Source organism: Psychrobacter sp., from assembly GCF_030454045.1.
Classification (GTDB): Bacteria; Pseudomonadota; Gammaproteobacteria; order Pseudomonadales; family Moraxellaceae; genus Psychrobacter.
Window position 1 is genome coordinate 1 of sequence record NZ_JAKDJE010000102.1, and the last position, 8,525, is coordinate 8,525.

Annotated in this window: 9 protein-coding genes; 5 read left to right on the forward strand and 4 right to left on the reverse strand. The window is 44.9% G+C overall.

Going from position 1 to position 8,525, the window contains the following annotated elements; genetic code table 11:
- Nucleotides 1–65: 65 nt before the first annotated feature.
- Both L0G63_RS12890 and L0G63_RS12895 read left to right on the forward strand, forming a co-directional pair.
- Entirely contained in the window at nt 66–221 is a 156-nt protein-coding gene (locus L0G63_RS12890) for a hypothetical protein (protein WP_095570665.1), read from the forward strand.
- A 221-nt stretch (nt 222–442) separates the two neighbouring features.
- On the forward strand, nt 443–1,429 hold the full coding sequence (locus tag L0G63_RS12895) for an SEL1-like repeat protein (protein WP_301451012.1): 987 nt from the start codon (nt 443–445) through the stop codon (nt 1,427–1,429).
- 202 nt (nt 1,430–1,631) lie between these two features.
- Here the strand turns inward: L0G63_RS12895 and L0G63_RS12900 are convergent, their stop codons facing one another.
- From L0G63_RS12900 to potA, 4 genes are all read right to left on the reverse strand, one after another.
- Nucleotides 1,632–2,522 (reverse strand): LysR family transcriptional regulator, encoded by an 891-nt coding sequence (locus L0G63_RS12900; protein WP_301451013.1) that lies wholly within the window; start codon nt 2,520–2,522, stop codon nt 1,632–1,634.
- 93 nt (nt 2,523–2,615) lie between these two features.
- The gene (gene potC / locus L0G63_RS12905; RefSeq protein ID WP_301451014.1) at nt 2,616–3,404 is read right to left on the reverse strand and encodes a spermidine/putrescine ABC transporter permease PotC; all 789 of its coding nucleotides are present in this window, start codon (nt 3,402–3,404) and stop codon (nt 2,616–2,618) included.
- Nucleotides 3,404–4,282: a spermidine/putrescine ABC transporter permease PotB gene (potB, locus tag L0G63_RS12910; RefSeq protein ID WP_301451015.1), complete on the reverse strand. Its 879-nt coding sequence runs from the start codon at nt 4,280–4,282 to the stop codon at nt 3,404–3,406. The genes potC and potB overlap by 1 nt, the downstream gene beginning before the upstream one ends.
- Nucleotides 4,282–5,523 (reverse strand): spermidine/putrescine ABC transporter ATP-binding protein PotA, encoded by a 1,242-nt coding sequence (gene potA / locus L0G63_RS12915; RefSeq protein WP_301451016.1) that lies wholly within the window; start codon nt 5,521–5,523, stop codon nt 4,282–4,284. The genes potB and potA overlap by 1 nt, the downstream gene beginning before the upstream one ends.
- 433 nt (nt 5,524–5,956) lie before the next feature.
- On the opposite strand from potA, the gene L0G63_RS12920 reads away from it, so the two are divergent.
- The 3 genes from L0G63_RS12920 to L0G63_RS12930 all read left to right on the forward strand — a co-directional run bounded on the left by L0G63_RS12920 (nt 5,957) and on the right by L0G63_RS12930 (nt 8,365).
- Nucleotides 5,957–6,595, forward strand: coding sequence for a carbonic anhydrase (locus L0G63_RS12920; protein WP_301451017.1), 639 nt, complete (start codon nt 5,957–5,959; stop codon nt 6,593–6,595).
- 154 nt (nt 6,596–6,749) lie between these two features.
- Nucleotides 6,750–7,313 carry a lactoylglutathione lyase gene (gloA, locus tag L0G63_RS12925; protein WP_301451018.1) on the forward strand — a complete coding sequence of 188 codons (564 nt, stop codon included), beginning with the start codon at nt 6,750–6,752 and terminating at the stop codon, nt 7,311–7,313.
- A gap of 77 nt (nt 7,314–7,390) precedes the next feature.
- Nucleotides 7,391–8,365: a mechanosensitive ion channel family protein gene (locus tag L0G63_RS12930; RefSeq protein ID WP_301451019.1), complete on the forward strand. Its 975-nt coding sequence runs from the start codon at nt 7,391–7,393 to the stop codon at nt 8,363–8,365.
- Nucleotides 8,366–8,525: the final 160 nt, after the last annotated feature.

An 8,525-nucleotide genomic window follows, 5' to 3' on the forward strand; every position in this document is an offset into this window, starting at 1 on the left:
TGGTAACCCGCCTCTTCAGTTTGATTTGCTTATTTCAAGTTGAGAGTGGGGTCTAGGATCTCTATATGAATAATAAGATGATAATAATTATTGCTGTCAATGCTGTTTTTGCATTTTGGCTAGGCATCAAAGCTCATGAATTTTATTACGATGATATTTGCTTAGATCTAGGCGGTGGCAAGAACCCAGGCGGTTATCCTATTTGTGTCATTGAACGATAACTATGCTGCGACAATCGACTTCATAGTTATTAACCTTACATACAATACTGGCAGTTCGATGCCTGTATAGCGCACCGATCATACTCTCATGACAAACGTTATAGTGAATAAAAATACATAGAAAAAAGTTACTCAATATTTTTTTTGCTTAGAGAGTCGCTCTTTTGAAGCTTTAAGATAATATACTTATTCAACACTTTTTCTACCAGTGAATCAAATATATGATTTTCAAAAAAACTAAATTAGTTGCCCTCCTTTTTTCTACTGCTTTATTACCTCTTACGCTTACGAGCTGTCAGAAAATGCAAAGTGAAGCCAAAAACGAAGCTTCTGAGGGGCAAATAGTTATTGAGGAAATAGAGACAGAAACTAAAGCTGAAGACATACAGGGATTAGCCGAACAGGGCGATGCAGAAGCACAATTCGATTTGGGTTGGATGTATGATATAGGAGAGGGCGTTCATCAAGACTATGCCAAAGCTGCGCAGTGGTATATAAAATCGGCTAATCAAGGTTTCCCTGAGGCACAGTATAATCTTGGTGTAATGTATCGTGAAGGCGAAGGAGTCCCTCAAAACTATGCTGAAGCAATCAAATGGTATACGAAAGCAGCCAATCAAGGCCTTCCTGAAGCGGAGTATGACCTTGGTTTAATGTATACCCAAGGCAATGGCGTAGACCGAGACCTTTCACAAGCCCTTAAGTGGTATACAAAAGCTGCTAATCAAGGATATGTCATTGCACAAAATGATTTAGCCGCAATGTATTACGAAGGCGATGGTATAGAGCAAGACTTGTCGCAATCACTTAAGTGGTATACAGAAGCAGCTGATCAGGAATATGCTCCTGCACAAGCTAATTTAGGTGCAATATATTATCAGGGTAATGGCGTGATACAAGATTTTTCGCAGGCTCTAAAATGGTTTGGAAAAGCAGCTGATCAAGAAAATACTAATGCACAATATAATCTTGGTGTGATGTATTACATGGGTCACGGTGTAAGCCGAGACTTTTCACAAGCCTTTAAGTGGTATACAAAAGCCGCTAACCAGGGATATGCTCCTGCTCAAAACAATCTTGGTGCGATGTATCGCGATGGTGTAGGTGCTAATCAAGATAATGCTCAAGCAAAGAACTGGTTTGGTAAGGCTTGTGAAAATGGGCAACAAGAAGGCTGTAATAACTATAGGAAACTAAATCAAAATTAAGTCAGTTTAACCTCAAAAAATTAATGTTATGTACACCATGAAGTACACTGTGACTATTTCAACCAGTTGAAACGTTGATACCATTAGCCTACAGCAAAAGGTTCAAGTCCTCACTAGGGAACCATTCTTTACCATAACATTCATTACGATATGAAAAGGTGAATAATATTTCATCACTATAAAAAAGTAATTAGTAATGAAACTACAACGGCTTCACAATCCCATCAAGTAAACTCGCAAAACCCTGCATATACGCCATATCTTGGCTCGCCGTGCGCGTTGCGGCATACAGCTGACAATACACGCCATTGCCTAACGGACGGGAGACCACCCAGCCTTTTTTCTCATACTCAGCAACGACCCAATCGGGCAGGGCTGCCACGCCGCGCTCGCTCGCGACCAACTGAATTAGCATCGCGGTCAGCTCTGTCGTACGGACACTCTCAAAGCTCACTTGTGCTGGCGTCATAAAACTAGCAATAATATCGAGGCGCTTGGCTTCGACTGGATAGGCAATCAATGTCTCGTTGGTCAAATCATCTGGTTCAATAAATTCTTGCGTCGCTAAATCATGCGTTGGCGACAGTACCAAACGACTCTCATATTCAAACAATGGCTGATAGCTGATACCCTCTATCGGCAAATCACTGGTGGTAATGAGCAAATCGATATCGCCTTCCATCAGCAGATGATGCGGCTCAGGCTCAAAGCCCGTCGCAAAGTCCAGCTCCACATCCGACCACTCGCGGCGATACTGGTTGAGTATTGGCATCAGCCAATCAAAGCAGCTATGGCACTCAGAAGCCAGTCGTAACCTGCCCGCTTGACCATGTGCCAAGCGCTTGAGGTTGGATTTGGTGCGGGTCACTTGCGGCAAGATGCTGTCTGCTAATGCTAAGACGGTTTTGCCCGCTGGCGTGAAGCTCAGCGGGCGAGTGCGACGATTGACTAAGCTGATATCGTAGTAGTTTTCTAGCTCTTTCAGTTGATGTGAAACGGCAGAGGCGGTGACGTGTAGCTCGTCTGCCGCTGCCGCAAGTGAACCATGCGCCCGCAGCGCGGTTAATGTATTAAGATGACGAAGCTCAAGCATAATATAGTCTAACCGCTACCGTGAAAAAAATTCATTATAGTCGATATGGCACTGATTTTCACTCATAGTATGCTATCAAGGAGCAATTGATGGCTAGCGCTTGCGCAATAGTAACTGTGAGATGACGACCAATACCAAAGAGGCCGCTAGTAATAATGTCCCTATCGCATTGACTTCTGGCTTGAGACCGACTCGCACCATAGAATAAATACGCAGCGGCAAAATCTCATAACTGGGCCCTGTCACAAAGGTCGAGACCACCACATCATCGAGCGATAGGGTAAAGGCAAGTAACCAACCCGCCATGACCGCTGGCAGGATAACGGGAATCAATACCGTGCGCACCATCGTTGATTCACTGGCACCCAAGTCGCGTGCCGCCTCCATCAAGCGTTCATCTAAGCTACTCAATCGCGCAAAGACAGTAATAACGACAAAGGGTAGGCAAAAAGTAATATGTGCCAATAGCAATGAGACAAACCCCAGCTGTAAACCGATTAACAAAAACAGCGCGAGCAGCGAGATAGCCAGCACAATCTCAGGCGACATCATCAGCACAAATAGCAGCCCGTTTAGCAAGCCTTTACCACGAAAGTTATAACGATGCAGCGCTAGAGCTGTCAGTGTCCCGATCAAAGTCGAAACCGTAGCGGCGACCAAACCCAAAACAATAGAATGCCAAAACGCATCGAGCATCGCTTGGTTGTTAAATAGCGACTCGTACCATTTTAGGCTAAAGCCGCCCCAGTTGTAGCCGATTTTTGATTTGTTAAATGACATCACCACCAAGACGATGATGGGCAGATATAACAAGGTATAAATGAGTCCGAGATAGCCTTTAGCCGCGATACTGCCAATTTTGAGCTTACGTGAATGAGACATTAGGCCACCTCGTTAAAATCAGTCTTACCAATGCGGCGACTACTGGCGCGATACGCCAGTAGGAGTACTGCCATCGCTAGTGTCAATAGCACGCTAGCCGCCGCGCCGAATGGCCAGTCGCGGGCATCTAAGAACTGGTTTTTGATGATATTGCCGACCAGCAAATTACGAGAACCCCCCAAGATATCTGCCACATAAAACATACCCATCGCAGGCAAGAGCACGAGCAGCACCCCAGAGATAATCCCCGGCGTCGTCAGTGGCAGCACCACATGCCAAAAGGTCTGCGTTTTTGATGCACCCAAATCTTGTGAGGCAAGCAGCATGTCATTGCGCAAATCGGTAAACACCGCATATAGCGGTAGCACCATAAAGGGGAACAGCAAATAAGTTAAGCCTGCAATCACCGCGCCTTGCGTATATAAAATGTCGATAGGAGCATCAATGACACCGATTGCTAGCAGCGACTTATTAATCAAGCCATTATTCGCAAAGAGCAGTTTGAGCGCATAAGTGCGTACCAAAGAATTGGTCCAAAAAGGCAGGATCAGTAGCATCATGAGTAATGGCTGCCAACGCGCTTTTGCTTTGGAGATGATCCAAGCAAAAGGATAGCCCAGCAGCAAGCAGATGACCGTGGTGATGCCTGCCATCCACAATGAATGAACGAACACCTCAAAATATAACGGATCAACCATGCGTATATAGCTGTCGATATTGACAGGCAGACTAATAAAATCACTACTATCACGGGTCAAAAAGCTGACCGCGATGACCAATATGTTTGGTAATAGCGCAAATATCAGTAGCCAGCCCCAGATCAGCCAGAGCGTTGCCGTACGAAACGGACTTTTGCTGCCTAAGTGGTTGCGGGCCATCAGCTACCATCCTTTTGTGCAGTCGCATTGTTTGTATGGTTAGCGTCTTCTGGCAATACCCACTCCCAGCCATCTACCCATGAGACTTTGACGCCTTCGTTGAGTTTGTAATCAAAGCTTGGGTCATCTTCATCAAAAAACTCAGAGGCCTTAATGATATGGCCATTTGCCAATTCGATAATCGAATCTAACGTACTGCCTTTATAGTTACTTTCGATGACGCGGCCCAGTAGTCCGCTATGCTCATTATCTTTTGGATCATATATGCGTAAGTCTTCAGGACGCAGCAATAAGTTTACGATATCGCCCACTTGCACATCATTGGCAAAATTGGGTCGGCGCAAATTACGTAGCGTTGTTGGCCCTTCTTGCGCTTGAGCCTCACAGACTTCGACTTCGATGCGTCCATTGGTCACGTTGCCATCGCGATCGGGAAGGTTTGGATAGACACCCTTGACCTCAGCTCTAAACAGATTGGTCTCACCAATGAACTTGGCAGTAAACAAGTTGGCAGGAGTCTCATAAATCTCAACAGGCGTGCCGATTTGCTGGAACATGCCGTCTTTCATCACCGCAATACGATCCGACATAGACAGCGCCTCTTCTTGATCGTGAGTCACAAACACAAAGGTGATGCCAAGCTCGCGCTGCAGGCGTTTGAGCTCTGATTGCATTTGCAAACGCAGTTTGTGATCAAGCGCGGATAGTGGTTCATCGAGCAGGAGGAGCTTGGGGCGATTGATCACCGCGCGGGCGATCGCTACGCGCTGCTGCTGCCCACCAGATAAATCTTGCGGTTTGCGATTGGCCAAATGCTCCATCTGCACCATAGCCAGCATCTCACGCACGCGGGTTTGTATCTCCGCCTTAGGCACTTTTTTTAGCTTTAATCCATAAGCGACGTTTTGCGCAACTGTCATATGCGGGAACAGGGCGTACTGCTGAAATACCGTATTGACTGGGCGTTTATCAGCGGATAAGCCTGCCATCTGTACACCATCTAGATAGATTATCCCCGCATTGGGTTGCTCAAAACCTGCAATCAAGCGCAGTAATGTCGTTTTGCCACAGCCTGAGGGCCCAAGCAGGGTCAAAAACTCGCCATGCTTGATATCAAGATTGATGTCTTTTAGAACCTCGGTTTGATCGTAGGTTTTTTTGATACCATTTAATTGCAGCAACGTCTTGTCGTTTTGAGGTGACGCAGAGGTTTTGTGCGTGCTTGGCGATGGGTCGGTCATAATATCTGTTCCTAAGCGTCTCGTAGATCAGAGCAATAGATCAGTGCAGCCATCAAGATGGAGCGTTGTTTTTAAAGGGACTGGCATGAGTGTCAGCACAATTTTATTACTATCTGATTGTTGTCTGATTGCTGCGTATTATAACAAACCCGTGATATAAATCAGTGCAAGTTCGTTATCAATTACGCGAGTTGTACCGTTATGGTAGCGCTAGGAGGTGCTTTACTTTTGATGATATATGCTTTGATATAACGACATTTAAACAAAATTTTTTACCGTTTTTTGGCGTCTATTCCTATACAATCACGATATGGCTGACAAACAATAAGGCATCTGATGGGTGAATGTGAATAGTCATCTGCCCATTTATGTTTGCATACAAGTATATAAAGCCGTTTATAACTTTCATATTGTTGATAATAAAGGATCTCTCATGTCTAACGATACACGTCCAACTACCGGTCAAGAAGCGCTTGAGTTGTTGAAACAAGGTAACGCCCGCTACGTGGATAGTCTCACCAGTACCGATGAATATATGCAGCGTCGTCCAGAGTTGGTCAAAGATCAAAATCCATTGGCCATTATTTTGGGCTGCTCGGATGCACGAGTACCTGTTGAGATTGTCTTTGATCAAGGCTTGGGGGATTTGTTTGTCATACGTGTGGCTGGCAATGTGGTGGCGCCATCACAGATTGGCTCAATCGAATTTGCCGCCGAAGCCTTTGGCACACAGTTGGTGGTAGTCCTTGGACATTCAAAATGCGGCGCGGTCACGGCCTGCGTTGAGACCTTGATCAATCCTGATCAGAACTATTCTCCTAATTTGCAATCGATCGTTGATCGCATTCGCCCAAGTGTCTATAACTTGCATGAGCTGGCGACCGCCAATGGTCAAGACGTCGATGCCGATGAGCTGGTTGATCGCTCTATCCGTGCCAACGTGCGCATGTCAGTGAGTCAGCTCAGACATGGATCGCGTGCACTAGAGGACTTGACTAACAGTGGTCAGCTACTTGTTGTCGGTGCTGAGTATGACCTAGAGACAGGTAAGGTGAGGTTCTTAGACAGCTAATATATATCTAAACATGAACATACTTTGTTCATATTCTTACAAAACCCTATCAATTATTTTGCCATTTTTTATTATGATGAAAGAACCAAGCGAATTGCGATCATCGTGATTCGCTTATTTATAACTGCATTTTCTAAATTATATTGGGATAATTATGTCTACTCCATCTAGTAATAATAACGCAACCATCGCACAGCCTGCGAGCAGTATCAGTACAGATGGTGTGCAGTCAATCTCTACGCAAACGACAGGTTTTACTTTCAATCACACTATGCTACGCGTCAAAGATCCTGCCAAGTCATTGGCGTTTTATACTGGCGTGTTGGGTATGACACTGCTTGCGGTCAAAAAATTCCCTGATATGGAATTCGATCTGTATTTCTTGGCAAAGCTAACTGAGAGCGAGCGTGAGAACCTGCCTACTGGTGATGATTTAGAAATCTTTGCTTTCCGTCAGCGCGGTATCTTAGAGCTGACCCATAATTATGGCACTGAGACAAAAGCTGACTTTAGCTATCATGATGGCAACCAAGACCCTCAAGGCTTTGGTCATATTTGTTTTAATGTACCGAACCTAGATGAAGCCATCGCTTGGTTTGATAAGAACGATGTTGAGTTCAAAAAACGTCCAGAAGACGGCAGCATGAAAAACATTGCCTTTATCAAGGATGTTGATGGCTACTGGATTGAAATCGTACAAGCTGATTTGATGTCATAACTGGCAAAACAGTAGTGAGATGTTCATTTATTTATCCCCTTAAACGCGCGCTAAAACAGCAATAGGAGCAACCCTTTATGCCCACCCCCGACGTGAGTCGCCTATCGAACACGCTAACCGATGGTGTAACCATCTATCAACAAGTGGTCTATACCACGCAAGACTTGGCAAGCGGCTTTATTGAGCGCATTCCATATTTTGTAGCGGCGCTCATTGTGTTGGGGATTTTTTGGCTATTGTCGATACTTTTCAAAAAAGTCGTGCATAAAACCTTAGGCGCGCGCGTGCGTCATCAAAACTTGGTGAAAGTGTTTCAGCGCATAGGCGGGGCATTGATATTTTTTATTGGCTTTATGATCGCCATGGTTGTTGCTGTTCCAGGATTTACACCAGCCAAATTAATCGGCGCGCTGGGTATTGGTTCGGTGGCGATTGGTTTTGCTTTTAAAGATATCTTTCAAAACCTGCTCTCTGGTATTTTATTGCTGATTTCAGAGCCGTTTCGTATTGGCGATCAAATCGTCTCAGGGGACTACGAAGGAACAGTAGAAGATATCAAAATCCGTGCAACGACCATCAAGACTTATGATGGTAGGCAAGTGGTTATTCCAAACTCGGAGCTATATACCTCGGCATTGACGGTCAATACCGCTTATAAGCAGCGCCGCTTGCAGGTAGAGGTCGGTATTGGCTATGAGGATGATATTGAAGAAGCCAAAGCGGAGATTATCCAAGTCCTAAAGAAGGCAGATACAGTATCTGTTACAGCAGATCCGAGCGTTATTGCTACAGGGTTTGGCGGCTCTTCTATGGATCTGACAGTACGTTGGTTTATTGATAACGGCACTCAGGCTAATAAAGTCGCTTCTATTCATCAAGTCATCGTAGAAGTCAAAAAAGCGCTGGATGCAGCCGGTATCAATATTCCTTTCCCTATACGTACGATAGATCTAAGCGACCCTTCAGTGAAATCTATCGTTAAGCAGATAAATAAGCAGCAAGATGAGGACGTTAATGATGATGATAATGCCAAAAAAGCGGAGACAGAGTAATTTGCTTAGAGCGTTATTTCAAAGAGCTGCGTTAGCGTGAGATTTTTTGGCAATAAAAAACCGCCATGTTGAATAATATGGCGGTTTTTTTATCTGCCTACAAACTACTAGGGCGTGTTGAACATTCGCAAATAGGCACTGCTGATCGCTAAAATTGTTC